Below are 26,219 nucleotides of genomic sequence, written 5' to 3'. Positions count from 1 at the left end.
CACAATGGACATGCCATTGTCGTGATCCGGCCACCACACCCGACGGGGGTACCAGACCGTGCCCGTGACCTCGCACGCGCCGATCAGTCGGCGCACCTTCACCCGAACCGCCCTGCTGGGCGCCCTCACCGCCGCCGGCCTCGGGGCGGCCACGCCCCGGGCCGGCGCGCTCGCCGTCCCGGCGGGAGCCGACTGGCTGGGCGCCGTCGACGGCGGAGCCCCGCTCTCCCGGCTCACCCTCCCCGGCACGCACGACAGCTGCGCGCTGTACGGCGGCCCGCTGACACAGACCCAGACACTTGCCCTGCCCGACCAGTTCGCGGCCGGCGTGCGCTTCCTGGACATCCGCTGCCGCGCGATCGACGGCGTGCTCGCGATCCACCACGGCCCGGTCTTCCAGCAGATCTTCTTCGGCGACGTCCTCAACCACTGCCTGGCCTTCCTCGCCGCCCACCCGGGCGAGACCCTGGTCATGCGGGTCAAACAGGAGTACTCCACGGTCTCCGACAGTGAGTTCGGCGCACTCTTCGCCGGCTACCAGGCGCGCTGGAAGGGCCTGTTCTGGAGCGAGGACCGGATCCCCCGGCTCGCCGAGGTGCGCGGGCGGGTGGTCCTGCTGGCCGACAACTCCGGCCTGCCCGGCCTCCGTTGGGGCGGGCCCCGGACGGACATCGAGGACGACTACGACATCGGCACCATCTTCGAGCTCAACTCCCGCAAATGGCCCGAGGTCTCCGCCCACCTGGACGCCGCCCGCGCCGCCGCCGACCCGGGCCGCCTGTTCCTCACCTTCACCTCCAGCTCCGGCTGGGGCCTCTGGCCGCGCCAGGCCGCGGACGCGATCACGCCGAAGCTCCGCTCCTACCTGGGCGCCCTCGACCGCCCCGCCCGCCCGGTGCTCGGCACCGTCCCGCTGGACTTCGTGACCCCGGACCTCGCGCGCTCGCTGTACGCGCTCAACTTCGGCGGCTGACCGGGCGGGGCGCGCCCGACCGCCCGGGCGCGCCCCGCTCGCCCGGGCATCCGCGCGCCCCCAACTCCCGCATATCGCACGACAATCATCTATCTCGCTCGATCGAGCGAACTATCTTCCTTATCCACATTTTTGCCTTTCCATGGGGGAACATCAGCACGTCCGCGCCCGAACGATCCCCCGGTCGGGCGGCACCAACTCCGGCCATTGGGATAAGCCCGTGACTACCTCCGCCCCCGTGTGGGACTGCCCCTTCAACCACACCGAAGGCCTGGAGTTCGACCCCCTCCTCAAGCGACTGCTCACCGAGGACCCGGTCGCCAGGATCCGGCTGCCGCACGGCGAGGGCGAGGCCTGGCTGGCCACCCGCTACGAGGACGTCCGCGTCGTCACCACCGACCGCCGGTTCAGCCGCGCCGCCGGCATCGGCCGCGACCTCCCCCGGATGACGCCCGCCCCGATCGCCCAGGTCGAGGCGATCAACCTGATGGACCCGCCGGCCCACAACCGGCTGCGCCGGCTGGTCGCCAAGGGGTTCACCAACCGGCAGGTCGAGCAGTTGCGGCCGAAGACCCAGCGCACGGTCGACGGCTTCCTGGACGAGATGGCGGAGCACGGCTCCCCCGCCGACTTCGTCCACCACCTCGCCTCCCGGCTCCCCATGGTCACCATCTGCGAGCTGCTCGACATCCCCGAGGAGGACCGCACCGAGCTGCGCGGCCACGCCGTCGCGATGATGTCGATGGGCCCCGGCAGCGGCGACGGCCAGGTCCGGGCCAAGGCCGCACTGCGCGCCTACTTCTCCGAGCTGACCGCCGCCCGCCGCCGCTCCCCCGGCGAGGACCTGATCAGTGCCCTGGCCACCGCCCGGGACGAGGAGGAGCTGCTGGACGACCAGGAGCTCGCCGTGATGGCCATGGTCCTGCTGGTCACCGGCCACGACACCAGCACCTACCAGCTGAGCAACATCACCTACACCCTGCTCACCCACCCCGAGCAGCTCGGCAAGCTCCGCGCCCAGCCGGAGCTGCTGCCGCGCGCCATCGAGGAGCTGCTCCGCTTCATCCCGTTCCGCCAGGGCGTCGGCATCGCCCGGGTCGCCACCGAGGACGTCGAACTCGGCGGCGTGCGGATCAGGGCCGGCGAGGCCGTCCACGTCTCCTACCTGGCCGCCAACCGCGACCCGGAGATGTTCGAGCGGCCCGACGAGCTGGACCTCGACCGCGGCTCGGCCAACCACATGGCCTTCGGCTACGGGACGCACCACTGCGCGGGCGCCCACCTCGCCCGGATGGAGCTCCAGGTGGCCATCGGCACCCTGCTGCGCCGCTTCCCCGACCTGCGGCTCGCCGTGCCGGCCGCCGAGCTGGACTGGCGGACGGGCTCGATCTGGCGCTATCCGCGGACCCTGCCGGTCGCCTGGTGACCAGCTCCCCGCCGCGCCGGCCCGGCGCCCCTCCGACGCACCCGTAGGCCCTCCAGGGGAGATCCGTACCCATGGCAACACTCTGCCGACCCGCCATCGCCGTCCCCGAACACGTCATCACCCTGGAGCAGACCCTCGACCTGGCCCGCGGCCTGCACGCCGACCATCCACAGCTCGGCCTCGCCCTGCGTCTGATCGAGAACACCGGCGTCCGGACCAGGCACCTGGTCCAGCCCATCGACGAGACCCTGCGCCACCCCGGCTTCACCGGCCGCAACGCGGTCTACGAGCGGGAGGCCAAGCGCAGGGTCCCCGAGGTGGTCGAACGCGCCCTGGCCAACGCCGAGCTGTCCGCCCGCGAGATCGACCTGATCATCTACGTGTCCTGCACCGGCTTCATGATGCCGTCGCTGACCGCCTGGCTGATCAACACCATGGGCTTCCGCTCCGACACCCGCCAGGTGCCGATCGCCCAGCTCGGCTGCGCGGCCGGCGGCGCCGCCGTCAACCGTGCGCACGACTTCTGCCGCGCCTACCCCGGCGCCAACGTGCTCATCGTGGCCTGCGAGTTCTGCTCGCTCTGCTACCAGCCGACCGACCTCGGCGTCGGGTCGCTGCTCTCCAACGGCCTGTTCGGGGACGCCGTCGCCGCCGCCGTGATGCGCGGCCGAGGCGGCACCGGCGTGCACATCGAGCGCAACGGCTCGCACCTCGTCCCGCACACCGAGGACTGGATCTCCTACGGCGTCAGGGACACCGGCTTCCACTTCCAGCTCGACAAACGCGTCCCCGGCACCATGGAGATGCTCGCGCCCGCCCTGCGCACGCTGGCCACCGAACACAGCTGGGACATCTCGGGCCTGGGCTTCTACATCGTGCACGCCGGCGGCCCGCGGATCCTCGACGACCTCTGCCACTACCTCGACCTGGAGCCCGCGGCCTTCCGCTTCAGCCGCGCCACCCTCACCGAGCGCGGGAACATCGCCAGCGCGGTCGTCTTCGACGCCCTCGCCCGGCTCTTCGAGGAGGGCGGGGTCGCGGACGGCACCCACGGCCTGATCGCGGGCTTCGGACCGGGCATCACCGCCGAGATCTCGCTCGGCAGTTGGGCCGGCGTCCCGATCGAGGCGACCATCCCGCGCCGCCCCCGGGCGATCGACGTGGCCGACCTCGCACTCGTCCAGGCGACCACCCCCCTGCTGCGTCCGGCCGGGACTACGATCACCGAATGACCGACACCACGGACCGATCCGACGTCTCTGCCAGAGCGGCCGAACTGGCCGCGCGCTTCCCCGCGTTGCACGCACCGCAGTACTGGCCCTGGGGCCGGTACGACGCGCAGTTCTCCCTCGCGCTGCCACCGGACGAACTCATCACCAACATCCACCTGGTGGGCTTCTCCGCCGGGCTGGTGGTGCTCTGCCGGGACGACCGCGACCACTGGTTCCTGCCGGGCGGGACGCGGGAGAGCGGCGAGTCGATCGAGTCCTGCCTGGTCCGCGAGCTGCGCGAGGAGGCCGGCGCGCGCCTGCTCGGCGAGCCGTCCTGGCTGGGGGCCCACCGCTGCGTGACGGACAGCGCGGAGCCGTACCGGCCGTGGCAGCCGCACCCCGAGAAGGCCTGGCTCTGGGGCTGGGCGGAGGTGTCGGTGGACTCCACCCCGACCAACCCGGACGACGGCGAGCAGGTGGTCGAGGTCCGTGCGGTGGAGCCGGCCGAGGCGCAGCGGCTGCTGGTCGGCAGCCACGAGCCGTGGTGGGGCGAGCTGGTCGGCCTGGCCGTGGAGCTGCGCGGGCGGACGTCCGCCGGATAGCGAAGCGGGGCGGCGGCCGGGGCGTGGGCCGGGGGCACGGGCGCGGGTGGGGCCGGGCCGGCTGGCTGATCCTGGTGATCCTGCTGCCCCTGATCGGCGTCCTCGTCTACGTGATCGCCCGTGGCACGTCGATGAGCAAGCGGGACGTGGCCGAGGCCCGGCAGAACGAGGCCGCGTTCAAGGCGTACATCCGGGAGGCAGCCACCGAGGCACCCGGGAGCGGTCCGCCGGGCGCGGGTGCCCCGGGTGCCACGGGCTCGACGGGTTCCACCGCGAGCGCCGCCGCGGGCGGCGGGCGCAGCCACGTCGACGACCTGGCCAAGCTCGCCGACCTCAAGGCCGGCGGTGCGATCACCGAGGTTGAGTACCAGCGGGCCAAGGAGAAGCTCCTGGCCTGAGCGGCGACCGGCCTGAGCCGGGACCGACCGGGGCGGGGGGGGGGGGGGGGGGCCCGGGCCCCCGCCCCCGCCCCCCGGCCCCCGCCGCCCGGGGGGCCGGGCCCCCCGCCCCCCCCCCCGGGGGGGGGGGGGCATGCCGGTGCTGTTCACCCCGGCGGCCCCATTTAGACCCGCGGGGCGGGGGGGGCCGGGGGGGGGCGCCCCCCCGGCGGGGGGGGGGGGGGGGGGGCCCCCCCCCCCCCCCCCCCCCCCGCCCGCGTCACGTCCGAACGGCGGAACCGGGCCCCGGCGACCCCAGCAGGGGAGGCTGCCTCAGCGGCGCCCGGAGCGGCGGCCGCCCTCGGAGCCGGACCCGCCTGCCAGACCGGCCCGGCGCAACGCGTCCGCCATCGCCCCGCTGCCCAGCGGGGCCTGGCCACCCGAACCGGAGCCGCCGGAGCCCGCACCCGAGCCACCGCCCGAGCCCCGCCGGTCCTGGCGCGGCGGACGCGCCTGCCGGCCGCCGCGGTCGCCCCCGCGGTCGCCGCGCCGGTCACCCCGGTCACCCCGGTCGCCCCCGCGCTCCCGGCCGACCTCGTCGTCGAGGCGCAGCGTCAGCCCGATCCGCTTGCGCGGCACGTCCACCGTGGTCACCCGCACGGTGACGATGTCACCCGGCTTGACCACCTCGCGCGGGTCCTTGACGAAGTTCTTCGACAGCGCCGAGACGTGCACCAGCCCGTCCTGGTGCACGCCCACGTCGACGAAGGCCCCGAAGGCCGCGACGTTGGTGACCACGCCCTCCAGCACCATGCCGACCTCCAGGTCGCCGATCTTGTCGACGCCCTCCTTGAAGGTGGCCGTGCGGAAGGCCGGGCGCGGGTCGCGGCCCGGCTTGTCCAGCTCGCCGAGGATGTCGGTCACGGTCGGGATGCCGAAGGTCTCGTCGGCGAAGTCCCCCGGCCGCAGGCCCCGCAGCGCGGTGCTGTTGCCGATCAGCTCGCGCAGCTGACCGCCGGTGCCGGCGAGGATCCGGCGCACCACCGGGTACGCCTCCGGGTGGACCCCGGAGGCGTCCAGCGGGTCGTCGCCGTCCGGGATCCGCAGGAAGCCCGCGCACTGCTCGAACGCCTTCGGACCGAGCCGGGCGACGTCCTTGAGCGCCTTGCGGGTCCGGAACGGGCCGTTGGCGTCGCGGTGCGCGACGATGTTGTCCGCGAGCGTGCCGGTGATCCCGGAGACCCGGGTGAGCAGCGGCGCGGAGGCGGTGTTGACGTCCACCCCGACCGCGTTGACGCAGTCCTCGACCACCGCGTCCAGCGAGCGGGACAGCTTCACCTCGCTGAGGTCGTGCTGGTACTGGCCGACCCCGATCGACTTGGGGTCGATCTTGACCAGCTCGGCCAGCGGGTCCTGGAGGCGGCGGGCGATGGAGACCGCGCCGCGGATCGACACGTCCAGCTCGGGCAGCTCCTGGGACGCGAACGCCGAGGCCGAGTAGACCGAGGCGCCGGCCTCGCTGACCATCGCCTTGGTGAGGTTCAGCTCCGGGTGGCGCTTGATGAGGTCCTCGGCGAGCTTGTCCGTCTCGCGGGAGGCGGTGCCGTTGCCGATCGCGACCAGGTCCACGCCGTGCTTCCTCGCCAGCGCCGCCAGGGTGGCCAGCGCAGCGTCCCACTTGTTGGCGGGCTGGTGCGGGTAGATCGTGTCGTAGGCGACGACCTTCCCGGTGGCGTCCACGATCGCGACCTTCACGCCCGTCCGGAACCCCGGGTCCAGGCCCATCGTGGCGCGACTGCCCGCCGGTGCGGCGAGCAGCAGGTCGCGCAGGTTGGCGGCGAAGACGCGCACCGCCTCGTCCTCGGCCTCCTGACGGAGCCGGCCGCGCAGGTCGATGCCGAGCCGCACCAGGATGCGGGTGCGCCAGGCCCAGCGGACGGTGTCGCCGAGCCACTTGTCGGCCGGACGGCCGTGGTCGGCGATGCCGAAGCGGGCGGCGATCCGCTGCTCGTAGTCGCTCGCGCCGGGGAGGTCACCGGCCTCCTCGCCGTCGTAGGGGGAGAGTTCGAGGTCCAGCACCTCCTCCTTCTCGCCGCGCAGCATCGCCAGGATCCGGTGCGAGGGGAGCTTGGTGTACGGCTCGGCGAAGTCGAAGTAGTCGGCGAACTTGGCGCCTTCCTGCTCCTTGCCCGCACGGACGGTGGCGACCACCCGGCCCCGGGTCCACATCCGCTCGCGCAGCGAGCCCACCAGGTCGGCGTCCTCGCCGAACCGCTCGACCAGGATGGACCGGGCGCCCTCCAGCGCGGCGGCCCGGTCGGCCACCGCCTCGTTCAGATAGGCGTCCGCCACCGCCGCCGGGTCCTGCGTCGGGTCCGCGAGCAGGGTGTCGGCGAGCGGCTCCAGACCGGCCTCGCGGGCGATCTGCGCCTTCGTCCGACGCTTCGGCTTGAACGGGAGGTAGATGTCCTCCAGGCGGGCCTTGGAGTCGGCCGCGAGGATCTGCCCGCGCAGCGCCTCGTCGAGCTTGCCCTGGGACTCGATCGACTCCAGGACGGCCGTGCGCCGCTCCTCCAGCTCCCGCAGGTAGCGCAGCCGCTCCTCCAGGGTGCGCAGCTGGGTGTCGTCGAGCGAGCCGGTCGCCTCCTTGCGGTAGCGGGCCACGAACGGCACGGTCGCGCCGCCGTCGAGCAGATCGACGGCCGCCTTCACCTGCCCGCCGCGGACACCCAGCTCCTCGGCGATCTTGCGCTCGATCGCCTGCTGGGCCTGCTGGGCCACCTGTTCGTCTGGCGTGCTCACGAAGCCGGTCACCTTCTCCAGAGTTGCTTTCCCCGTACCCCCGCATTCTGGCACTGACCGGCGACACCTCCCGGCCGCCCCCGGAGCGACCGGGCGTGGCGCGGCGGCGGAGTTCAGCCGTTGACGGTCGGGGAGGGGCGGCCGTCGGCGGCGATCCGGACGACGTCGGTCCGGCCCGCCGCGGCGGCACCCACCGCGCGACCGCACCGCCGAGCGCCCCCCACCCGACCCGACGTCCCCACCTGATCGTCACCGCCCCACCCCGGTGTTCGAAATACGGTGAACGGCCGTGGAACCCGGGAGTACAGTGCCGGGCATGTGCGCTGCGGCCCGGATGCATGACGACGAACCGGACATCGACACCGCCCTGGTACGGCGGTTGCTCGCCGCCCAGTTCCCCCACTGGGCCGGGCTGCCGCTCGAACGGGTCGCCTCCTCCGGGACGGACAACGCGATGTTCCGGCTCGGTCCCGAACTCGCCGTACGGCTGCCCCGGGTGGGGTGGGCGGCCGGGAGCGTCGAACGCGAGCAGCGCTGGCTGCCGAAGCTGGCACCACACCTGCCGCTCCCCATCCCCGCCCCGCTGGCACTCGGCCGGCCCGCCGCCGGCTACCCGTGGGAGTGGTCGGTGCTGCGCTGGATCGACGGCGCCAACCCGGTGGTCGGCGCGACCACCGCGCCGATCCAACTCGCCCAGGACCTCGCCGGGTTCATCACCGCGCTGCGTGCGGTCGACCCGGCGGACGGCCCACCGGGCTCCCGGGGCGTGCCGCTGGCCTCCCGTGACGCCTCCACCCGGGCCGCCATCGGCCGGCTCCGCGGATCGATCGACACGGAGGCGGCAACCACCGCGTGGGAGAAGGCACTTCGCCTGCCGGAACACGCCGGGAGACCCGCCTGGATGCACGGCGACCTGTCCCCCGGGAACCTCCTGCTCGGCAACCGCCGGCTGCGCGCCGTCATCGACTTCGGCGTCATGGGCGTCGGCGACCCGACCGTGGACCAGATCGTCGCCTGGAACCTGCTCCCCGCCGCGGCCCGGCCCGCCTTCCGCGCCGCACTCGCCGCCGACGACGCCACCTGGGCCCGCGGCCGCGCCTGGGCCCTGTCCATCGCCCTGATCCAACTCCCCTACTACCGCACCACCAACCCCGCCCTGGCGGCCAACGCCCGCCACGTGATCCGCGAGGTCCTCGCCGACCGCAGCGTGTGAAGCGGCGCGCCGACGCCCGTACCGGTCAGAGTTCGGCCCGCGCCTCGTCGATCGAGTGCAGGACGGCCTTCGCCCCGGCGCCGGCGGCCAGTTCGGCGGCCTCGTCGAGCAGCGCCCGCGCATCGGCGGGGCGGCCCTCGGCGGCGTCCAGCTCACGGTCGGCGACCGGCAGGACATCCGCCTCGCCCCCCGTAGCATGCGCCGCCCGTGACGTCCGCGAGGAACCCCCGGAGCACGATCCGCGCGGCGGACGCGGAGGAGAGATGACGCGGGAGGGAGCAGAATCGGTCCCTAGGGGTGCTGTCAAGCGATTCGGGCATGACGATGCCACCTTCTGGTGCATTGGGGGGGCCGTGCGCGGGCAGGGCGCTTCGTGCACTCACTAGCGCGCGCGCCCGTTCCGTTCCACGCTTAGCATCGACGGTTCCGAATTCGGTGACGAGTGATCAGCCGGTTCCAGGGAACGTCTTGACACAGGGGGGCCTGAACCATGACTCGTCAGAAGTCCGTCCATCCGAACCTGCGGTCGAGCGCGGGAGCGGTGTTCGGTGCCGTCCTGCGGCGATTCCGCGACGCGAAGGGAATCTCGCAGGGCGAACTCGCCGCACTCGTCCCGTGCAGCCGCCCGCACATCTCCCGCATCGAGGCCGGCACCCGCAACCCGCAGGAGGACTTCGTCCTCGCGGCCGACCGGCTGCTGGACACCGGCGGACAGCTGATGGACCTCTGGAGGGAGATCGACTGGTACGCCCGGGTGGAGCACCCGGACTGGTTCCGGCGCTACGCCGGGTTCGAGGAGCGGGCTTCGACGATCTGCGAGTTCCAACTCATCCGCGTTTCAGGTCTCATGCAGACCGAGGCCTACGCGCGAGCGCTACTGGCCTCCGGCACCGCGGCCGGGAACCATGCGCTGATCGAAGAGCGCGTCAGCTCCCGGCTCGCCCGCCAGCACCGGCTGAACGAGCAGGGCGGCCCCCTTCTCATGGTCGTGCACTCCGAGGCGGCCATCCGCTCGGTCGTCGGCGGACCCGAGATCATGCACGAGCAACTGGGACACCTGCTGCGCATGGGAGAACGTCCCGACATCGTCCACCAGATCGCGCCTTTCAGTCTCGGCGAGCGTCTCCCGTTCGGCACTCTCGTCACCCTGGTGACGTCGGCCGAGGGCAAGACCAGGCTCTACTCCGAAAGTCTGGACCAGGGCCACTTCATCGAGGATCCGAAGGAGGTCCAGCGAAGGCAGCGGGCCTATGATCGCCTCCAGGCGGATGCGCTGTCTCCCAGCGACAGCGCCGCTCTGATCCGCAGCGTGAGGGAAGGACTTCTCACCATGATTCCCGTCAAGACCCACACGCCCGAGACTCCGTGGCGCAAGTCCAGCTACAGCGACAACAACGGCGGCAACTGCATCGAGGTGGCCGAAGGCCACCCCTCCCTGCTCGTCCGCGACTCCAAGGACCCCGAGGGCCCCGTCCTCTCGTTCCCCTCCACCACCTGGCAGTCCTTCATCGACGCCGTCCGCACCGACTCCTTCCCGACGCCCGGCCGCTGAACGACCGCATCCGAATCCCCTCCCCCGGGCCACCGGGGAGGGGATTCGCCCGTTCTCGCCGGGAGGCGCCCGGCCGGCGGTCGGTAGGGTGCGGCCATGACGCGACACATCGCCTTCGACGCCCTGCACAACTTCCGTGACATGGGCGGATACCGGAACTCTGACGGATTGTCGGTCCGGTGGGGCCGGCTCTACCGGTCGGACTCGCTGGGCAAGCTCTCCTCGCCCGAGGACCTCGCGGTGTTCCGGGGCCTCGGCATCGGCACCGTGATCGACCTGCGCTACCCGTGGGAGATCGCCGCCAAGGGGCGGATACCCGTGATGGACGGCGTGGCCTACCACAACCTCTCGATCGAGCACCGGCCGTACGACCAGGCGGAGATCGACCCGGACGTCGATCCCTGGCGCTACCTCGCGGACCGGTTCGCCGAGGTGACCGAGGACGGGGTGGCGGAGATCCGCCAGGTGATCGAACTGGTCGCGGCCGCGGACCACCCGGTGGTCTTCCACTGCGCCTCCGGCAAGGACCGCACCGGGCTGATCGCCGCACTGCTCCTCACCCTGCTCGACGTCCCCGAGGTCGACATCGCGGCCGACTTCGCCCTCACCGAACTGGCCACGCCGCACCTCGTCGCCGACTGGCACGCCGCCCACCCCGGGCGCACGCTGCGCTGGCCGGGGTACGGGCGCGCGCCGGAGGACGTGATCCGGCACGTGCTCGCCGACCTCACCGCCACCCACGGCTCGGTGCGTGCCTATGCCACCGGCACACTCGGTGTCGACGAGGAACTGATCGGCGCACTGCGCTCCCGGCTGCTCACCGAATAGCCGACGGGCGGCGGGAACTGGCCACCCCATTTTGCAAATGACAATCCTACAAAATCAGACCTGAACAACCTTTCGCTCATCCGAGGACATCTGCGGAAATGCTTGGCCGACTTCCCGTCAGCCAAGCAAATCTTCGAGCACTTCGTATCACCGGCTTGCCAAGCCCCGGCCCCATCAACCCCACCCTCCGAATGGCCGGAAATCATAGTTCTTGGCAGCTGTTCGTGCACGCTAAGGTCGTTCCCGCGGCGGCTCGTCCGATCGGGTGATCAAGGCCGATGGCAGTCGAACCTCCGCTCGCTTCTTTTTGCCTGCATGACGCCCCTGTGGCGTCACCGAAAAGATCGGACGGGATATGCACGCAAAGCACCGCACGCTCGTGCGCGGCATTCTGGTGGCCGGCGCGCTGCTCGGGTTCGCCGGCGCGACGCCGGCCCTCGCCGAGGGCTCCTGGACGTCCCACATCAGCAACTGGGGGCCCGGCTCCGAGTCCCGCCGGTGGACGGACTACGACCGGGACGACGCCGTGACGACGGTGTCGTTCAAGGGCTGCACCACCGACACCAACGAGTTCAAGAACGCCGATCTCCAGCTCTACAAGGACGTCGTCGGCCCCGACCGGGCCTACGGGTACCGGCTGAACCGGTGCGACACCTCCGTCTGGGGCGACCAGAGCTCCGGCGAGTACTACTTCGCGCTGGAGGGCGTGCGCGCCGGCGGCAAGCTCTGGGTCGACTCGGTGAGCACCCAGTACTGAGCCCGCCCCGCCCACCGGCGTCCCGGGAAGTCCGGGCGTTCCCCGACTTCCCGGGAATTCCCGGCCTCCCGACGACCCGGTGGGCCGGTGGAGACCCCGCCCGCCGACCCGCCTCCCTCCCCTCCCCCGGTATCGCCCCGCACCCACCGAGCGAAATGCGTCGAGCCCGCCATGTCCCTTGAGTTCCACCACGTCGACTTCCAGTACAGCCGGAAAGCCGGACTCTTCGCCGGCTTCGCCCTGCGGATCGACGATCCGGCCACCGTCCTGCTCGGCCCCAACGGCGCCGGCAAGTCCACCCTGATGGCCCTGGCCTCCTCCCAACTCGCCCCGCGCCGAGGCTCGGTCTCCTGGCGCGGACGCACCCCGACCGGGCACGGCGACCGGGCGGCCTACCGGCGGGCGGTGGCCTGGCTGCCGCAACAGGTCACCCCGGTCCCGGGACTCAGCGTGCGCGAACAGGTCGCCTACAGCGGGTGGTTGAAGGGCATGTCGCGCGCCGACGCCTGGCACGCGTCGGCCGGCGCGCTGGACCGGGTCGGGCTGGCCGCGCTCGCCGACCGGCGCAGCCACCGGCTCTCCGGCGGGCAGCTGCGCCGGCTGGGCATCGCCGGCTGCCTGGCGCACCGCAGCGAACTGATCCTGATGGACGAGCCGACCGCCGGGCTCGACCCGGCGCAGCGCGGCATGTTCCGCACCCTCGTCGAGGACTTGACCACCGAGGTGAGCGTGATCGTCTCCACCCACCAGACCGAGGACCTCGCCACGAGCTACCGGCACGTGGTGGTGCTGGACCAGGGCCGGGTCCGGTTCCAGGGCGGCATCGAGGAGTTCCACGCCCTCGCCCCCGGCCGGGGCGAGGGTGCCGAGGCCGCCTACACGCACCTGGTCGAGCGGGAGGCCTGACGTGCTGCTGCGCACCGTCCTCCGCACCTCCGCCGGACTGCGGGCACTGCCGTTCCTGGTCGGCTTCCTGCTCGTCGCGCTCGGCGACGAGATCACCGACTGGGTCACCCCCGGCTACGGCCTCTCCGCCACCGGACACGCGAGCATCGCGCTGCCGTTCGCCGGCGCGGCCTGCGCGGCCGCCGGGGCCGGGGAGGGCGGCCGACTGCACCGGGGGCGGGTCCTCGACCGCTCACCGGTCCGGTCGCCGCTGGCGATCACGGCGCCCGTCCTGCTCCCGGTGGTGGTGATGGGCGGACTCGGCATGGCCGCGGCCGTCGGCGCCGCCGCGGTCGCCGGCGGCACGGTGGCCGGCACGCCGCAGCCCGGCCTGTTCGCCGCCTGGGTCGGGCTGCTGCTCGCCAACACCCTGGTCGGCTCGATCGTCGGGCGGGTCCTGGTACCGGTGGTCGCGGTGCCGCTGGCCCTGGTCAGCAGCTTCGTGCTGAACGCCTACCCGGCCTCGTCCACCACCTACTGGTTGCGGCACCTGGTCGGCGGCGGGCTCTCCGACTGCTGCGCCGTGGACCAGGTCCTCGACCAGAAGGCCGTGCTGAGCGCCCTGGCGTTCTCGGGCGCGGTGTGCGCGGCGGCCGTCCTGGTGATCCGGTACCGCGGCGCGCCGGCCGCGCTCGCCGTCGCGCTGGCGGTGACGGCCGGCGGGATCACGCTCGCCACCCACCTCGCCCGGGGGCTCGGACCCGAGCCCGTACTGGACCGGCCCGGCACCGCGCTGGTCTGCGACCACGGCCGGCCGCGGATCTGCCTCTGGCCGGAGCTGGGCACCGCCCGTGCGGACCTGGTCCGGACGGAGGCCCGACGGGTCGTCACCACCCTGGCCGAGCGGGGCGTCCCGGTACCCGCGACGCTCACCATGGCGGCCCGGCCGGGGCCGGGCGAGGCCAAGCTGGGCGTCCCGACCACGGCCCGCGCGCAGGACGTGGCACCCGGCGTCGTCGGCGGGCTGCTCCCCCGCACCCCGGACTGCGCCCGGGCGGGCGCCCCCTACCCGGCCGGCGCGGCCGCCGGACCGGTGGCCGCGTGGCTCACCGCCGAGGCCGCCCCGGACGGAGCGGCGCCCGCCGCCCGGGGTCGGTTCGGCGCGGAGGACGCCGCGCTCGCCGGGCACCTGCTGCGGCTCCCCCGGGAAGCCCAACTCGACTGGTACCGGGCGGCCACCGAGGCCCTGCGCCACTGCGACACCCCGGCACCCGCACTGCCCCCGGGCGGTGACCGGTGATCTGGTGGTGCAAGGCACGCGCGGTACCCGCCGTCGTCGCCGCCCTGGCCGGGACGTTCGCGGTGGGCCTGCTCATCGGCGACGGTGAACTGCCGGTGCCCGCACTGCACGGGCATGCGGGCCACTTCCTGGTGGGGCACATCATCACGCTGCTGCCCGCCGCGTTCCTGCTGCACGGCCTCGGCCGGGGCGACCTGCGGACGGAGGCCGTCGCCGGACGCTTCCTGCGGGGGCTGGACACCGCACTCGCCCTGGCCGTCGCGACGGCGGGCGCGGCGCTGGGCCTGCTCACCCACGCGGCCGGCCAGGACGACCTCGCCCTCGTCCTCGCCCGCAACATCGCCGGCTACCTCGGTTCGGCGCTGCTGCTGCACCCGCTGATCGGTCACCGCCCGGCCGCCGCCGCGATCGCCGCCGTCCCGCTGCTCTGCGCGGCGGCCGGCTGGCACCCCGACGGCCGCCCCCAACCCTGGGCCTGGCCCCTCCACCCCGCCGCATCCACCCAGGCGCTCACCGCCGTCACCCTCACCCTCCTGGCCGGCACCACCTGCGCCCTCCTGCGCCCCCGCCCCCTGACAGACCAGAACGTCCTGACCTGACACCCCGCGCAGGAAATCGGCCCGTCCGACTTCCTGCGCAGTACTGACCAGGAATCCCGCCCTCCGGCCGTCCACGTCCGTGCGTGGGAAGTCGGCCCACTCGACTTCCCCCGCACCACCGATCAGAGCGAAGCACCCGCACTCGGAGCCGCGACGAAACACGCCCGCCGCGCCGATCCGGCTCCGGTACCGGCACCCGCACCGGGCCCCTGAATCAGGATCCCGTGCGCAGCCGGTCGGCCCGCTCGACGTTCCGTGCCCGCGCCCGCGCCCGTCGCCCCCCGGCTGGCCGTCAGCGGCGGCGGGTGCGGCTGCCGGGGCTGCCGGGGCGGGGCTTGCGCGGGGGGCGGCGGTCGGCGGCCGCCGGGGTGGTGGCCGTGGCGGGCCAGTGGGTGGGGCGGGTGAGGGCGGGGGGCAGCTTGGTGGCGGCGTCCCCGCGGGCGGCGTTGAGCTGGGCCTGGGTGAGGAAGAGCGCATCGGTGAGGTCGGCGCCGGCCAGGTTGGCGTCCCGCAGGTCCGCGCCGATCAGGTCGGCGGTCCGCAGGTCCGCGCCCGAGAGGTCGGCCGCGACGAGCAGCGCCCCGCGCAGGTTGGCGCCCCGCAGGTCGGCGCCGCGCAGGCGGGCACCGAAGAGGTCCGCGCCCCGGTGCTCCTTGCGGCGCGGGACGGCGGCCCGGACCAGCTCGCTCGCCTTCAGCAGCAGCTCGCTCACCTCCTGGCGGTGGGCGGGCACGTCCACCGCCAGGATCTCCGCCGGGGTGCCGGCCGCGAGCCGGTCGGTCTCCGCGAGCGCCCGGCGCAGCTCGGCACGGAGCGGGCGGGCGGGCTCGTAGGAGAGCGCCTCGGTGAGGTACCAGAGCAGTTCGTGCAGCTGCCGCACCACCGGGAACACGTCGGTCATCCGCCGGGTGTCCTCCGGTGCCTCGCGCCAGCTCCGGCCGCCGAAGGTGACCTGGGAGACCCGCTGACCGGCCCCGAAACAGTCGTAGACCGTGCAGCCCTGGAAACCGCGGTCGCGCAGCTGGGCGTGGATGCCGCAACCGAAGTCGGTCTGCAGGTTGCGGCACGGGGTGCCGGCCGCCTTGGCGACGGCGAAGTCGGCGCCGGCCGCGAACGGCAGCGCGACGCAGCACAGCCCGAAACAGCTCCCGCAGTCGGACAGCAGGCTGATCGGGGCGGGCGTGGGCTCGGTCACTGTGCTGGTGTTCCTCCGTACGGCGGCGCCCGGGCGGTCCGGGTCTGCGGGGCGGCAGGGGCGGCCAGGGGCTGCCGGGCCTGCCGGGGGCTCGCGCGCAGTGCGCGGGGCCCGTCGTAGAGCGTACCGACACCGGGGCCGGGGCGGCCCGGGAACCGGGGGGCGGTGAGCGGCAGTCCGTTAGTGTGGTCGGCCGGTGTCGGTTCGGGATCTGTACGAAGGTCCGTACGAATCGGGGGCACCGCAGGCACCGGAGCAACCGAACAGTGGAGGAATCAGGCATGTCCCGGCACGACGTCACGCCGTACCCGGACACCGAGAGCGAGGACGCCCGCACCACGGGCGACCCCGCACCCGCGAAGGCGGCGGCGGCCCTGCGCCTCCCGCCCCGCGCCCGTACCGCCGCCCTCACCCTGCTCTGCTTCGCCGTCTGCCTGGCGATCGGTGCCCAGCAGTGGACCACCGCCCAGCTGGGCGGCTTCGACCTCGGCATCTTCGACCAGGGCGTGCGCGGCTACGCGCACTTCGGTCTGCCGGTGTCGTCGCTGAAGAGCTTCCACCACGAGTTCCCGCCGGACTTCTCGCTCCTCGGCGACCACTTCTCCCCCGTGATCGCGCTGCTGTCGCCGCTGTACTGGCTCTGGGACGACCCGCGCTCGCTGCTCGTGGGCCAGGCACTGCTGTTCGCCGCCGGGGTCCCGCTGGTCCGCCGGGTCGCCGACCGCTGCTTCGCGGACGCCGACCCACGCACCGCCCGCCGCGCCGCCGACCTGGCGGGCCTCGCCTACGGGCTGGGCTGGCCGCTGCTGGTGGCCTCGCGCGGCGGCTTCCACGAGGTCGCCTTCGCCGTCCCGCTCACCCTGCTGATGCTGGAGCGTGGGCTGGCCCGCCGCTACGGCACGGCGGCGCTGGCCGGTCTGCTGCTCTGCTGCACCAAGGAGGACCTGGGGCTGGCGGTCGGCGCGTACGGGCTGGTGCTGCTGCTGCGGGCCCGCCGGGACGAGGACCGCGACCGGCGCCGGCGAACCCTCCGCTGGGGCACCGGCTTCCTGCTCGGCGGACCGCTCGCCTCGGTGGTGGCGATCGCCTGGCTGGTACCGGCGATGGGCGGGGTGCCCGGCTACTACTGGAACTACGGCTCGCTGGGGACGGACGCCGGCGACGCCGCCTCCAGCGTGCTCGCGGACCCGACGCTGCTGGTGTCGGCCGCCTTCGACGCCCCGCTGAAGCCGCTGCTGCTGCTCTGGATCTTCGGCACCCTGTTCCTTCTGCCGCTGCGCTCCGCCACGGTGCTCTGCGCCCTGCCGCTGCTGGCGGAGCGGGTGCTCTCCAGCAACCCGAACCACTGGTCGATCGCCCGGCACTACGACGCGTTCCTCTGGCCGGTCCTGCTGGTCGCGGCGCTGGAGGTGCTGGGCCGCCGGCACGACCGCGTGCGCACCCGCCGCCTCGGCGTGGCGGCGGCCGCCGTGACGATCGCGGCCGCGCTGCCGCTCGGGGCGGCCGGCCTGTTCGTCCCCGCCTACTGGCAGGCGAAGCCGAGCGAGGCGGCGCTGATCCGGGGCGCCGAGCGGATCCCGGCCGGCGTCACGGTCGAGGCCGACAACCAGGCCGCCCCCCGGCTGACCGCCCGCACCGACGTGGTGCTGGTGGACGGCACCCCGCGCGGGCGCGAGTACGTGCTGATCCGCGCCGACAAGCGCGCGTTCCCGTTCAAGACCGACCGCGAGCAGGCGGCCCGGATCGAGCTGCTGCTGGCACACGGCTACCGGCAGGTCTGGTCCGAGGACGGCGTGGTGCTGCTGCACCGGGAGAGCTCCGAGCCGGTCCCCGGCGAGCACGTGCCCGGCCCGGGCAGCACGGGGTACCAGGACGAGGTGCCGTCGGACGTCGGCCACAACCTCTTCCGGGGCTGACCGGGTTCCGGGGCCGACCGGGCCGACCCCGGGAGGCCGCGGCGGCCCCGCCTACAGTCGTCCGGTGAACCGAGACCCCTCCCCGGCGGACCTCGAACCCGACCGCGAGAGCGGCCGCGAACCCGACCGCGAGAGCGGCCGTGGGCCGGACCTCCCGGTCGGCGCGACCCGGCTGGTGGCGACCGCGCACGCCCCGCGGCGCAAGCCGGTCGGCGAGCTGACCGTCGAGGACCTGCGTCTGCTGATCCGGCAGGACGTGGGCCTGCCGCACCTCCTGCCACGGGCGCTGGACGTCCTGCGGGACGACCCGATGGTGGCGGGCGACTTCTACGAGGGCGACCTGCTCCACGCCGTGCTCACCAGGAGTCCGGGCGTCCGGAGCCGTCAGCCCGCACTCCGGCACCGGCGCCGGCAGATCCTCGCGGAATCGGTCGGGCTGCCCCCACCGCTCCGTCGGGAGGCCGAGCGCTTCCCGGCCCGGTCGGTGCCCGGCGAGCCGGGAACCGCTCAGCCCTCGTAGCGCGACCGCTCCGCACGCTCCGGCGCCCGGCCGCCACCCGGGCGGCGGGCGGGCCACGGCCGGTGCGGCGACGGCCGACCCGGTGCCCGGGCACCCGGGAAACGCTCAGCCCTCGTACGGCAGCAGCTCCGCGCGCTTCGGCGGGCGGCCGTCGCCCGAGGAGCGGCCGGTGAGGCGGCGGCCGATCCAGGGGCCGAGGTGTGTCCGGGCCCAGCGGGCGTCGGCGGCCAGCTTCTCCGCCCGGCCTGGCAGGGCGGCGGCCGGCAGCGGGGCGCGCCAGTCGAAGGCGGCGGGGCGGCCGAGCGCCTCCAGGACGGCCTCGGCGACCCGGCGGTGGCCCTCGGGGCCGAGGTGCAGGCGGTCCTCGGCCCAGAGGCGGCGGTCGTCGAAGCACGGGGCGGAGAAGAGGTCGACCACCGCGATCCCCCGGTCCTGGCCGAGCTCGTGCACGAAGGCCTTCATCCGCAGGATCGCCGGGAGCAGCCGGGTGCTGCCCGCCATCCGGCGGGTGGGGTCGGTACTGGTGAACAGCACCACGGTGGCGCCGGTGGCGCGCAGCGCGGTGGCGGAGCGGCCGAGCAGGTCCTCGACCTGGGCGATGTCGCAGCGCGGCCGCAGCACGTCGTTGAGGCCGCCGGCCAGGGTGACGAGGTCGGCGCGCATCGCGGCGGCGGTGGCCAGTTGCTCGTCGTGGATCTGGCCGATCAGCTTGCCCCGGACGGCGAGGTTGGCGTACCGGAAGGCGCCGGCCGGCTGCTCGGCGGCGAGCCGGTCGGCGACCCGGTCGGCCCAGCCCCGGTAGTGGCCGTCGGGGAGCAGGTCGTCGCACATGCCCTCGGTGAAGGAGTCCCCGACGGCGACGTAACTGGTGTACCCGGTGGGCTCGGTGGGCGCGCCGGGCGCGCTCTTCTCCATTGTGTTCTCCATGGCCCGACGATCGTACGCGCACCTCCACCGGCTGCCGGGGACACCCCCGGCACCGCGCAAGCCCGACAGCCGGACCGGGGCACCGGGCCGGATCGGCCCGAATCAACGGCGGCGGCAACCGAACGCCGACCGGCCGTTTATCGGCCTGCGCCAGAGTGGGTCGGGCCGGGAGGGGACGCCCGGCAGGCACCACCCGCCGAGGAGGGCACCCGGAGCGCAGGACCGGCCGCAGCCCGTGCACCACCGCGGCCGCACTCGTCCGGGTCACCCGACCGCCGGCGCGGAGCGACGACCAGCAACGGGGGAGCTGGTCGCCGGAGCCGTCACGGATCCGCCGCCGGTACGGAGGGGTTCGCGCAGCTCTCGCGGAGAGCTGCGCGAGCCCGGTCCGTGACCGGGCTCCGCCGGACCGGGAGGTCGGCCGGCAGCCACGCGTCGTCGGGGATCCGGACCCGGTCGCGTACCCGCCCTCCTCCGTCAGCGGCCGGCGGAAGCCGTCAGCGCGGGCGTCGACGGGCTTGAGGGGCGAAGGCGACGTCCGCGCGAGGTGCGCCGGGACGGCACCCGCGGATCGCCTCCCGCGGCACCCTAGCCCGCCACCACCGTGCCGTCCGCCGACAGTTCGCGCCCGCCGTCCGGTCCGGCCACCCCGCCGGCCGCCTCCGCGCCGCCCGCGCCGTCCGCACCCGTGACCCAGTGCTCCCGCACCGCGTCCGTCGGCCGCTGCTCGCCGAGCAGGTCGAGGCCCCAGGCACCCAGGGCGTCGACCACCCGGCGCAGCGTCGCGCCCCGCTCGGTGAGCTCGTACACGGTGGCGTTGGCCGGCCGTTCCAGCCGCCGGCGCAGCACCAGGCCCTCGCCCTCCAGCTGCTTGAGCCGGGCGGCGAGGATGTCGGTGGAGACGCCGGGCAGGTCGGCGTGCAGGTCGGTGTAGCGGCGCGGGCCGGCGAGGAGTTCACGGACGATCAGGAGACTCCAGCGCTCCCCCACCGCGTCCAGGGCGCGGGCGACGGCGCAGTACTGGTCGTAGCTTCGGCGTGACATGTGGATCAGCATAGCCAAAAGGTTGGACTTTCCAAGTGCTTACTTGGTAGAACAAAGCGAGCAGAACGTGCGGGTTGACCGGTCGGGAGGCCTCAGATGGAGTTTCGGCAGTCCAGCAAGCTGACGGGTGTGTGCTACGAGATCCGGGGCCCGGTGGTCGACCAGGCCAATGCGCTGGAGGCGGCCGGGCACAGTGTGCTGCGGCTGAACACCGGCAACCCGGCGCCGTTCGGCTTCGAGGCGCCGGAGGAGATCCTCCAGGACATCATCCGCAACCTGCCCAACGCCCACGGCTACAGCGACTCGCGCGGCATCCTGCCGGCCCGTCGCGCGGTGGTGCAGTACTACCAGCAGCGCGGCGTCGCCGGAGTGACCGTCAACGACGTCTACCTCGGCAACGGCGTCTCCGAGCTGATCCAGATGGCCGTCACGGCCCTGGTCGACGACGGCGACGAGGTGCTCGTCCCGATGCCCGACTACCCGCTCTGGACGGCCGTGGTCCGGCTGGCCGGCGGCAAGGCCGTCCACTACGCCTGCGACGAGCAGGCGGACTGGTACCCGGACCTCGACGACATCGCGGCCAAGATCACCCACCGCACCAAGGCCATCGTCGTCATCAACCCCAACAACCCGACCGGCGCGGTCTATCCGAAGGAACTGCTGGAGGGCATCCTCGACCTCGCCCGCCGGCACCAGCTGATGGTGCTGGCCGACGAGATCTACGACAAGATCCTCTACGACGACACCGAGCACCACTGCCTGGCCGCACTCGCCGAGGACGTGCTGACGCTCACCTTCAACGGCCTCTCCAAGTCCTACCGGGTGGCCGGCTTCCGCAGCGGCTGGCTGGTCGTCTCCGGGCCCAAGCAGCACGCCACCGACTACCTGGAGGGCCTCACCATGCTCTCCGGCATGCGGCTCTGCCCCAACGTCCCGGCCCAGTACGCCGTCCAGGCCGCGCTCGGCGGCCACCAGTCCATCAACGACCTCGTCCTGCCCGCCGGCCGGCTCACCGAGCAGCGCGACGTCGCGTACAAGGCGCTGAACGAGATCCCCGGCGTCAGCTGTGTGAAGCCCAAGGGCGCGCTGTACGCGTTCGCCCGGCTGGACCCGGCGGTGCACCGGATCGTCGACGACGAGCGGTTCGTCCTGGACCTGCTGCTCCGCGAGAAGATCCACGTCGTCCAGGGCACCGGCTTCAACTGGCCGCGCCCGGACCACTTCCGCTTCGTCACCCTCCCCCGGGCCGACGACCTGGAGACCGCGATCAACCGGATCGGCCGCTTCCTCGCCACCTACCGACAGACCTGACGCCCCGGTCGCCGGCGGTCCGGGAGCCCCCGCACCCCCGGCGACGCGGGCACGGCCCCGCCCGCCGCGGCTCGTAGGCTTGGCGACCATGACGGTCCTGCGCTCCGCCGCCCTGTTCGCCCTCGCCGCCCTCGCCGAGATCGGCGGCTGCTGGCTGATCTGGCAGAGCGTGCGGGAGGAGCGGCCGTGGTGGCTGGCCGGCCTCGGGGTGGTGGTACTCGGCGGGTACGGCTTCGTCGCCGCGCTCCAGCCGGACAGCGACTTCGGCCGGGTGCTGGCCGCGTACGGCGGCGTCTTCGTGGCCGGCTCGCTGCTCTGGGGCATGGCGGTGGACGGCTTCCGGCCCACCCGCTACGACGTGGCCGGGGCGCTGGTCTGCCTGGCCGGGGTCGCCGTGATCATGTACGGCCCCCGGCGCTGAGCGGCGGCGCTGCCGCACAGCACCGGGGCGGGCGGACGCCGGCGGACGCCGGCACCCCCGCCTACTTGACGCCGGCCGCCGCGCAGGCGTCCGCGAACGGCGCGGTGCAGATGTCGGCCGCCTTGTACAGGCCGCCGCCGACCACCGTGGCCTGCACCTTCGCCTTGGTCACCACGATCGGGGTGAGCAGCAGCGAGGGGATCCGCTGTCCGCCGCTGTCGACCCCCGCGTTGGCCGCCGCGTTGATGTCCATCCCCTTCAGCAGCTGGACGGCGATGCTCCCGGCGGCGTCCGCCTCGGGCTTGTACGGCTTGTAGACGGTGAAGGACTGCTCGCCGGTCAGCACCCGGCGCACCGCGTCGATGGAGGCGTCCTGGCCGCCGACCGGGACGTTCTTGATCCCGGCCGCCTTGAGCGCCTCGATGACGGACGCGGCCATGCCGTCGTTGGCCGCGTACACGGCCTGGAAACCGTCCTTGCCGAGGGCCTGGATGGCCTCGTTGGTCTTCGCCAGGGCCACCTCCGGCTTCCACTCGCCGGACTGCTCGTAGCCGATCTTCTTGACCCGGCCGTCGAGCGACCGGTGCGCGCCGGCCTTGAACATCGCCGCGTTGGGGTCGGACTCGGCGCCGTTGATCATCACGACCGTGGCGGCGGCGGCCTTCGGGCCGAGCGCGTCGAGCAGGGCCTGGCCCTGGATCTCGCCGGTGCGCTGGTTGTCGAAGGACACGTAGGCGGCGACCTTGCCCTCCGCCAGCCGGTCGTAGGCGACGACCTTCACGCCCTTGGCGGCGGCGGCCTCCACCCAGGGGGCGGTGACCTTGGCGTTCACCGGGTCGAGCAGGACGACCTTGACGCCCTTGGCCAGCAGGTCGTCGAACTGCCGCTTCTGGACGGTCTCGTCGCCGTCGGCGTTGGCGTAGTCGACGACGCAGCCGGTGCAGAGGGACTCCACCGTGGCCTCGATCAGCGGCTTGTCGAAGGCCTCGTACCGGGTCGAGGAGGTCTTCTCGGGCAGCAGCAGCCCGATGGTCTTGCCGGCGACGCCGTCCGAGTGCGGTGCCGCTCCGTCGCTCTGGCCGCAGGCTGCGAGGGCGAGGGCCAGCGCGAGCGTGGCCGTGCCCGCGCCCGCGCGACGGGTCGTTCTGTTCATGGTGGGTGCTGCCTCCTGACTGCGCCGCGGCTTTGCGGCAGAGGTCGGAGTCAAGCCGCGCTCGGCGATTCCGTCAATAACTGAAGGGAAACTCGATACCTTGCTGCTCGATTCGTTATGAAGTGAAGGTCCGTCGGATATTCCCGCACGACAGTCGCGAAGCCTTCACAGACCGGCGTCAACTCTTCAACATCACGAGCCCGGCCGTCACCCGGGCATAGGGTGGGCGGCGACCCCACCACCCACCCGTGAGGACCGCACAGCGATGGCCAAACCCCCCGAAATCGGCTCCCTCGCCCCCGAGTTCACCCTGCCCGGCCTGCTGTTCGACGAGCAGGCCGGCACCGCCGAACGCCGCGAGTACCGCCTCGCCGAAGCCAAGGGCGCCCCGCTGCTCCTGGTCTTCTACCCCGGCGACGACACCGCGGTCTGCACCAAGCAGCTCTGCTCGTACAGCTCCGACCTGGACCGCTTCCGCGGCCTGGGCGCCACCGTGTGGGGCATCAGCCCGCAGGGGCTGGACAGCCACGAGCAGTTCGCCCGCAAGCACCGCCTGGGCTTCCCGCTGCTCGCCGACCCGGACCGGACCGTCGTCCGCGCCTACGGCATCGCGGTGCCCGGGCTCGGGCTGCGCCGCTCGGTGTTCGTCCTGGACGGCGACGGCACGGTCCGTTGGAAGCACGTCGCGCTCGCCGGGCTGACCTTCCAGCACAGCGACACCCTCGCGGCGCAACTGGCCGCACTCGGCTAGACCGGCCCGCCGGCGGGCGGCGGGGAGCCCGGGCGGCGCACGCGGCAGTCCCCGGGCCGGGCCGGACACGCCGGTGGCCCGGCCGGGAGTTCCCGACCGGGCCACCGGGCCCCGTGGGGCCGGTCTCCGCGCCCCCGGGCGCGCGGGACGGACTACCAGCCCCAGCCGCCGCCCTCGCCGTCGTCGTCGGTGGTGCCGTCCCAGCCCTCGCCGACCTTGCGCAGGATCGTGTAGTGGTCGACCTGCGTGCCGTTCTCGGCGAGCGCGGTGACCTTCATCGACGACTTCTGCCCCAGGTGCGCCGGGGTGACGTCGACCTTGATGAACGAGTAGCCGGTGTAGCGGACCCGCGACCACTCGACCTTCTCGGTCACCTTCACCCCGCCCTTGGCGAAGTGGTAGGTGTCCACCGAGTCCAGCCGGTTCTCGTGGCCCTCGTAGGTGTCCGGGGCGTCGAAGCTGTACAGGCTGCGGCCGGCCGCGCCCGCCGTCACGTACACCACGCCGTCGGTGGCCGGCTCGACGGTGGCGCCGCTCGGCACCGCCTTGGAGACCTTGTTGCCGAGGATCGCGTCGGTGCGCTCGTAGACGTGGTTGTGACCGTTGATCACCAGGTCCACCCGGTACTTCTCGAACAGCGGCACCCACGCCTCGCGCACCCCGCCCTCGGAGGCGTGCTGGTGGGTGGTGGAGAAGGCGCAGTGGTGGAAGAAGACCACGACGAAGTCGACGGTCTCGTCGTTGCGGAGGTCCTTCAGGGTGCGCTGCAGCCACGCGGTCTGCTTGCCCGCCGAGATGCCCAGGTTGGCCGGGATCTCGTAGGAGACGTCGTTGGCGTCCAGCGAGATGACGCCGACGTTCTTGTAGCGGAAGCTGTAGACGCCGGGGACGGTCCGCGGGTCCGGGCCGTTGTCCGGCAGGAAGAAGCGGTTGTTCTCGCCGCCGTACCCGTGGTGCGAGTACCAGGCCTCCATGTCGTGGTTGCCGTAGGAGACCATCCACGGGACCTTCGAGGCGACCGTCTCGGTCTGGACCAGGAAGTCGTCCCAGGTGCGGGCGTTGTACACCGACTTGTCGGCGTCCTGGCCGGAGCCGGCCGGGTCGGCGTAGCAGATGTCGCCGGCGTGCAGGTGGAAGGCCGGGTTCTGGGCCAGGATCACGTGGTCGTTGCCGGCCGCGTGCGCGCTGACGCCCTGGTCACCGAAGGCGGTGAAGGTGAACGGCTCGTACACCTTGCCCCAGCGGTGGTCGCGCGAGGGCGCGGTGCGGAAGGCGCTCAGGGTGGAGATCGCCTGCTGCGAGGCCGGGTCGAAGCCCTGGTGGCCGACGCCGTAGTAGTACGTGGTGTCGGGCTGGAGGTCCTCCAGTGCGACGTGCAGGTAGTACTGGTCCACCGGCCGGCCGGTCGGGGTCAGCGCGGGGGTGTGCAGGGCGCGCACCTCGGCCTGGACCTTGTGGCCGAGGTCCCACGGGTTCCTGCCGTAGCGCAGGAACGGCTTCTTCACCGGGGCCGGGACCTGCCAGGAGACCCGGAACTGGGTGTCCGGCTCGGGGCCGAACGCGAGGTGACGGCCGATCGGGGCGACGAGCGAGCCGTCGACGCCGTCGGCCGTGCCGCCGGTCAGCAGCTGCGGGGAGGCCGGCGCGGCCGTCGCGACACCGCTGCCCAGCGAACCGCCCACGGCCAGGGCGCCGACGCCGACGGCACCGGCGGTCAGCATCCGGCGGCGGGAGAAACGGGCCCGCAGGTACTCGTGCTGCTCGGCCATGCTCATGCGGTCGGCGAGCTTCGCGGGCACGCCCATGTGGGGGATATCCATGGGCGGGACTCTTCCAGCGCAGCGTTGACCGCACACCTACAGGCGGTGAACGCACCCCGGCGTGCCGGTCAGTCGAACGCCAATGTTCGACCATGTCTCGGCAAAGTCGCCCCGGGCGGCCGGAGGCCGCCGGATCATCCGGCCCGGCCCGGGTCCTGATCCCCCGGCTCCTGATCCCCCGTCGCCGGCTCCCCCGTACCGGCCGGGGCCCTGCGCTACCGGCCGGGGCCCCGGCAGACGAAGGGCTCCGCCGGCCGACGGCCTCAGCGCGGCGGCGGGGCGATCTCGTCCCAGGTGGAGGGGGCGCGGTTGCCGGTGCCGTCGCACGTCCGGCAGACCTCGTCGCGGTAGGCGTGCTTGGCGCCGGCCGCGTCGACCCGGTAGCGGACGTAGACACCGGTGCCGTCGCAGAGGAAGCAGTTGCCGCCACCGCCGCCGACCTCGGTGGTGCCGGTGCCCTGGCAGGTGCGGCAGCTGAGACCGGCGGTGCGGCCGGTGCCCGCGCAGATGCGGCAGACCGTGGTCACGTCGTGATTCCTCCCAAGCCGGGGCGCCCGGTAAATGGTAGTGCCCCGGCCCGCCGGACGGACCGCCCCGGAGCCGGGCACCCGCACCGGGCCCGGTGCGCGCCGCCGG

24 protein-coding genes and 1 pseudogene are annotated in these 26,219 nt (G+C 73.5%); 18 read left to right on the top strand and 7 right to left on the bottom strand.

Annotated features, from left to right (window positions below; all coding sequences use genetic code 11):
• Nucleotides 1–64 precede the first annotated feature (64 nt).
• The 5 genes from ACIF6L_RS09120 to ACIF6L_RS09100 all read left to right on the top strand — a co-directional run bounded on the left by ACIF6L_RS09120 (nt 65) and on the right by ACIF6L_RS09100 (nt 4,610).
• Entirely contained in the window at nt 65–973 is a 909-nt protein-coding gene (locus ACIF6L_RS09120; protein ID WP_396486767.1) for a phosphatidylinositol-specific phospholipase C, read from the top strand.
• 220 nt (nt 974–1,193) lie between these two features.
• Nucleotides 1,194–2,399 carry a cytochrome P450 gene (locus ACIF6L_RS09115; protein WP_396486768.1) on the top strand — a complete coding sequence of 402 codons (1,206 nt, stop codon included), beginning with the start codon at nt 1,194–1,196 and terminating at the stop codon, nt 2,397–2,399.
• A 71-nt stretch (nt 2,400–2,470) separates the two neighbouring features.
• On the top strand, nt 2,471–3,631 hold the full coding sequence (locus tag ACIF6L_RS09110) for a type III polyketide synthase (protein WP_352296258.1): 1,161 nt from the start codon (nt 2,471–2,473) through the stop codon (nt 3,629–3,631).
• Complete coding sequence (locus ACIF6L_RS09105) at nt 3,628–4,212, top strand: NUDIX hydrolase (protein ID WP_329487080.1); 585 nt, start codon at nt 3,628–3,630, stop codon at nt 4,210–4,212. The genes ACIF6L_RS09110 and ACIF6L_RS09105 overlap by 4 nt, the downstream gene beginning before the upstream one ends.
• Nucleotides 4,209–4,610 (top strand): SHOCT domain-containing protein, encoded by a 402-nt coding sequence (locus tag ACIF6L_RS09100; RefSeq protein WP_396487098.1) that lies wholly within the window; start codon nt 4,209–4,211, stop codon nt 4,608–4,610. The genes ACIF6L_RS09105 and ACIF6L_RS09100 overlap by 4 nt, the downstream gene beginning before the upstream one ends.
• 312 nt (nt 4,611–4,922) lie before the next feature.
• Here ACIF6L_RS09100 and ACIF6L_RS09095 read toward each other — a convergent pair whose 3' ends face one another.
• Nucleotides 4,923–7,391: a Tex family protein gene (locus ACIF6L_RS09095; RefSeq protein ID WP_396486769.1), complete on the bottom strand. Its 2,469-nt coding sequence runs from the start codon at nt 7,389–7,391 to the stop codon at nt 4,923–4,925.
• A 316-nt stretch (nt 7,392–7,707) separates the two neighbouring features.
• Between ACIF6L_RS09095 and ACIF6L_RS09090 the strand changes: the two genes are divergently transcribed.
• From ACIF6L_RS09090 to ACIF6L_RS09055, 8 genes are all read left to right on the top strand, one after another.
• A complete protein-coding gene (locus ACIF6L_RS09090) occupies nt 7,708–8,604 on the top strand; it encodes an aminoglycoside phosphotransferase family protein (protein WP_396486770.1) in 897 nt (298 codons plus the stop codon).
• A 55-nt stretch (nt 8,605–8,659) separates the two neighbouring features.
• A complete protein-coding gene (locus ACIF6L_RS09085; protein ID WP_396486771.1) occupies nt 8,660–8,815 on the top strand; it encodes a hypothetical protein in 156 nt (51 codons plus the stop codon).
• Nucleotides 8,816–9,094: 279 nt separating this feature from the next.
• Nucleotides 9,095–10,156 carry a Scr1 family TA system antitoxin-like transcriptional regulator gene (locus tag ACIF6L_RS09080; protein WP_396486772.1) on the top strand — a complete coding sequence of 354 codons (1,062 nt, stop codon included), beginning with the start codon at nt 9,095–9,097 and terminating at the stop codon, nt 10,154–10,156.
• A 96-nt stretch (nt 10,157–10,252) separates the two neighbouring features.
• Nucleotides 10,253–10,984: a tyrosine-protein phosphatase gene (locus tag ACIF6L_RS09075; protein WP_396486773.1), complete on the top strand. Its 732-nt coding sequence runs from the start codon at nt 10,253–10,255 to the stop codon at nt 10,982–10,984.
• A gap of 355 nt (nt 10,985–11,339) precedes the next feature.
• Nucleotides 11,340–11,741: a hypothetical protein gene (locus tag ACIF6L_RS09070; RefSeq protein WP_329487087.1), complete on the top strand. Its 402-nt coding sequence runs from the start codon at nt 11,340–11,342 to the stop codon at nt 11,739–11,741.
• A gap of 171 nt (nt 11,742–11,912) precedes the next feature.
• The gene (locus ACIF6L_RS09065) at nt 11,913–12,647 is read left to right on the top strand and encodes an ATP-binding cassette domain-containing protein (protein ID WP_396486774.1); all 735 of its coding nucleotides are present in this window, start codon (nt 11,913–11,915) and stop codon (nt 12,645–12,647) included.
• Between the two features lies 1 nt (nt 12,648).
• Entirely contained in the window at nt 12,649–13,926 is a 1,278-nt protein-coding gene (locus ACIF6L_RS09060; protein WP_396486775.1) for a hypothetical protein, read from the top strand.
• Complete coding sequence (locus ACIF6L_RS09055) at nt 13,923–14,525, top strand: hypothetical protein (RefSeq protein ID WP_359834215.1); 603 nt, start codon at nt 13,923–13,925, stop codon at nt 14,523–14,525. Before ACIF6L_RS09060 ends, ACIF6L_RS09055 begins: the two co-directional genes overlap by 4 nt.
• A gap of 292 nt (nt 14,526–14,817) precedes the next feature.
• Here the strand turns inward: ACIF6L_RS09055 and ACIF6L_RS09050 are convergent, their stop codons facing one another.
• Nucleotides 14,818–15,720, bottom strand: a complete 903-nt coding sequence (locus tag ACIF6L_RS09050; protein ID WP_396486776.1) for a pentapeptide repeat-containing protein — start codon at nt 15,718–15,720, stop codon at nt 14,818–14,820.
• Nucleotides 15,721–16,001: 281 nt separating this feature from the next.
• Here ACIF6L_RS09050 and ACIF6L_RS09045 point away from each other — a divergent pair, with 281 nt between their 5' ends.
• Together ACIF6L_RS09045 and ACIF6L_RS09040 are read left to right on the top strand one after the other, a co-directional pair.
• Nucleotides 16,002–17,636, top strand: coding sequence for a DUF2079 domain-containing protein (locus ACIF6L_RS09045; RefSeq protein ID WP_396486777.1), 1,635 nt, complete (start codon nt 16,002–16,004; stop codon nt 17,634–17,636).
• A 64-nt stretch (nt 17,637–17,700) separates the two neighbouring features.
• Nucleotides 17,701–18,156 (top strand): contact-dependent growth inhibition system immunity protein, encoded by a 456-nt coding sequence (locus ACIF6L_RS09040; protein WP_396486778.1) that lies wholly within the window; start codon nt 17,701–17,703, stop codon nt 18,154–18,156.
• Nucleotides 18,157–18,261: 105 nt separating this feature from the next.
• On the opposite strand, the gene ACIF6L_RS09035 is transcribed toward ACIF6L_RS09040, so the two are convergent.
• Both ACIF6L_RS09035 and ACIF6L_RS09030 read right to left on the bottom strand, forming a co-directional pair.
• Nucleotides 18,262–19,083 carry an SGNH/GDSL hydrolase family protein gene (locus tag ACIF6L_RS09035; RefSeq protein ID WP_359834219.1) on the bottom strand — a complete coding sequence of 274 codons (822 nt, stop codon included), beginning with the start codon at nt 19,081–19,083 and terminating at the stop codon, nt 18,262–18,264.
• A gap of 609 nt (nt 19,084–19,692) precedes the next feature.
• Nucleotides 19,693–20,127, bottom strand: a pseudogene (locus ACIF6L_RS09030) (winged helix-turn-helix transcriptional regulator); the annotation flags it as partial.
• A gap of 96 nt (nt 20,128–20,223) precedes the next feature.
• On the opposite strand from ACIF6L_RS09030, the gene ACIF6L_RS09025 reads away from it, so the two are divergent.
• Both ACIF6L_RS09025 and ACIF6L_RS09020 read left to right on the top strand, forming a co-directional pair.
• Complete coding sequence (locus ACIF6L_RS09025) at nt 20,224–21,438, top strand: pyridoxal phosphate-dependent aminotransferase (RefSeq protein WP_329487096.1); 1,215 nt, start codon at nt 20,224–20,226, stop codon at nt 21,436–21,438.
• Nucleotides 21,439–21,526: 88 nt separating this feature from the next.
• A complete protein-coding gene (locus tag ACIF6L_RS09020) occupies nt 21,527–21,859 on the top strand; it encodes a YnfA family protein (protein ID WP_359802249.1) in 333 nt (110 codons plus the stop codon).
• Between the two features lie 61 nt (nt 21,860–21,920).
• On the opposite strand, the gene ACIF6L_RS09015 is transcribed toward ACIF6L_RS09020, so the two are convergent.
• On the bottom strand, nt 21,921–23,012 hold the full coding sequence (locus ACIF6L_RS09015) for a substrate-binding domain-containing protein (protein ID WP_359802251.1): 1,092 nt from the start codon (nt 23,010–23,012) through the stop codon (nt 21,921–21,923).
• Nucleotides 23,013–23,277: 265 nt separating this feature from the next.
• Here ACIF6L_RS09015 and ACIF6L_RS09010 point away from each other — a divergent pair, with 265 nt between their 5' ends.
• Nucleotides 23,278–23,763 carry a peroxiredoxin gene (locus ACIF6L_RS09010; RefSeq protein WP_359802253.1) on the top strand — a complete coding sequence of 162 codons (486 nt, stop codon included), beginning with the start codon at nt 23,278–23,280 and terminating at the stop codon, nt 23,761–23,763.
• 152 nt (nt 23,764–23,915) lie between these two features.
• Here ACIF6L_RS09010 and ACIF6L_RS09005 read toward each other — a convergent pair whose 3' ends face one another.
• Together ACIF6L_RS09005 and ACIF6L_RS09000 are read right to left on the bottom strand one after the other, a co-directional pair.
• Nucleotides 23,916–25,583 carry a fibronectin type III domain-containing protein gene (locus ACIF6L_RS09005; protein ID WP_396486779.1) on the bottom strand — a complete coding sequence of 556 codons (1,668 nt, stop codon included), beginning with the start codon at nt 25,581–25,583 and terminating at the stop codon, nt 23,916–23,918.
• A gap of 263 nt (nt 25,584–25,846) precedes the next feature.
• The gene (locus ACIF6L_RS09000) at nt 25,847–26,110 is read right to left on the bottom strand and encodes a hypothetical protein (protein WP_329487101.1); all 264 of its coding nucleotides are present in this window, start codon (nt 26,108–26,110) and stop codon (nt 25,847–25,849) included.
• Nucleotides 26,111–26,219: the final 109 nt, after the last annotated feature.

This window comes from Kitasatospora sp. NPDC086009 (assembly GCF_044540385.1).
In the GTDB taxonomy this organism is placed as follows: domain Bacteria; phylum Actinomycetota; class Actinomycetes; order Streptomycetales; family Streptomycetaceae; genus Kitasatospora.
The sequence above is the reverse complement of the archived record's forward strand: the minus strand, read 5'-3'. Positions and strand labels throughout refer to the sequence as shown.